1 protein-coding gene is annotated in these 1959 nt (G+C 46.4%); it reads left to right on the top strand.

What is annotated here, in order from left to right:
• Positions 1 to 202 precede the first annotated feature (202 nt).
• Positions 203 to 1819 (top strand): IS1634 family transposase, encoded by a 1617-nt coding sequence (locus tag Xsze_RS21315; protein ID WP_099139191.1) that lies wholly within the window; start codon positions 203 to 205, stop codon positions 1817 to 1819.
• Positions 1820 to 1959: the final 140 nt, after the last annotated feature.

Here is a 1959-nt window from a genome sequence, read left to right as displayed (position 1 = left end):
ATTAATAGAATTAACATTTTCAACTAATTGAAATAAAACACCATGATTCATATTTAATTTCTCTGTTAATCCGTCATTCCGCACCATATTTCTGATTTAAAGATAGTGTGATCTTACACAGGTTTTTTGTATTAATGACATTGGTGGGATTGACGGTAATCACCAATTTTGATCTATTACTTTTATTTGCCGGAAAGCGAATATGTCCACACCCATACCTACCATTCAACGTCTCGATCATCTTGGCCTTATCGCCGCTTTTTGTCATGAAGCCGGTTTACCCCGCATGATTGATGCCATTATCCCAAAATATTCATCGCATACCGTCTCTCACGGCGACGCTTTTCTGGCGATGATCCTTAACGGGCTAGGGTTTCACAGCCGGACATTGCACATGTTTTCCGGCTTTTTTCAACATAAGCCGATTGCGCGTTTAATTGGCGCTGACATTGAAGCTGAACACCTTAATGATGATGTGCTCGGTCGTACACTGGATGCCTTATATGAAGCAGGGGTGTCGGAAGTTTATCAGGTGCTTGCTGAGCAAGTGGTTGATAAATTAGGGTTAAATCCCGATTCCGTTCATTTGGATATCACGAGTTTTCATGTCGATGGTGACTATGACAGTCTGTTGGGGGATGACACAAAACGTATTGCACTGGTGCCGGGTTATAGCCGGGATCACCGGCCTGAACTGAACCAGGTTGTCCTTGAACTGATTTGCGAAAATCAGGCAGGTATCCCTGTCTACATGCAGGCCATGAGCGGGAATACGAATGATGCTAAAGCCTTTGCCCAGACGATCAAAACTCATATTCAATGCCTGAAGGCGGCACAAAACAGCCGCTACTTTGTGGCCGATGCCGCCCTTTATACTGAAGCCGCGATCGCTTCGCTTCATCAGCAAAAACAACGATTTATTACGCGCGTTCCCTTGACTATCAAGGAAGCTAAACAGCATCTCCTGAACGTGACAGCGGAGCAATTCAGCCCCATCAGCGAGGGCTATTCAGGCTGCTGGGTGACGTCATCGTATGGCGGCGTTCCTCAGCGTTGGTTACTGGTGAACAGTACAGCGGCAGAAAAATGTGAAAACCAGACTTTCCGGAAAAACACACTCAGGGAAACAGAAAACGAGTCTAAACAGTTCGACAAACTGGGCAAAAAATCCTTTGCCTGCCGGGAAGATGCCTTACAGGCCCTGCATGATTTTGAGTCTCAATGTCAGTTTATCGGCATCGCCTCGCCGGAAATTCGGGCGATTACCGCGTATGCGGGGCGCGGGAAACCCAGCAAGCATCAACACCCCAAATCGGTTCATTATCAATTAGCCGGTCAGGTTTATACCCGGTTAGACAATGTGAAGCAGGCCAGATTGCGGGTCGGGAGGTTTATTTTAGCGACCAATGAGCGGGATGAAGGACAGCTGGATATGGCGGCGTTACTGGCTAATTATAAGGCACAACAAAAGGTAGAGCGGGGTTTTCGCTTCCTGAAAAGCCCGGAATTCCTGACGTCTGCCATTTTCCTGAAAAAACCGGAGCGGATAGAAGCGCTGTTAATGGTGATGACCAGTTGTCTGATGGTTTATGCGGCGCTGGAGCATAAAATTCGCCATGAATTAAAACAAAATGTGCCGTTTTTCCCCGATATGAAGAACAAACCGACACAATCCCCCACCGCGCGTTGGGTGTTTCTGGCCTTTGAAGGGATCAGCACCTTTGAATTTCAAGAACATAACATGGTGACAGGAATGCAATCTTACCACCATGAGCTTTTGAGTTTATTAGGCTCACAATATAAAGCGGTTTATTCCTGAATTAGGTGCGGAATGAAGGTTGGGATAATGCCCCTATGGAACGGTTGTTCAGAAGTCTGAAGAGTGAATGGATACCGGAAGGGGGCTATCCGGATGAGATGTCGGCAAGGTGTGATATGAGACTGTAATCTAAATTGTGT

The sequence above is a fragment of the Xenorhabdus szentirmaii DSM 16338 genome (assembly GCF_002632585.1).
Classification (GTDB): Bacteria; Pseudomonadota; Gammaproteobacteria; order Enterobacterales; family Enterobacteriaceae; genus Xenorhabdus; species Xenorhabdus szentirmaii.
Note: the sequence above shows the minus strand (reverse complement) of the source record. Positions and strands in the feature narration are given on the sequence as shown.

Excerpts from the sequence above, each read along its gene's own strand:
- Xsze_RS21315 (WP_099139191.1), top strand. The coding sequence starts at position 203 with ATGTCCACACCCATACCTACCATTCAACGTCTCGATCATCTTGGCCTT.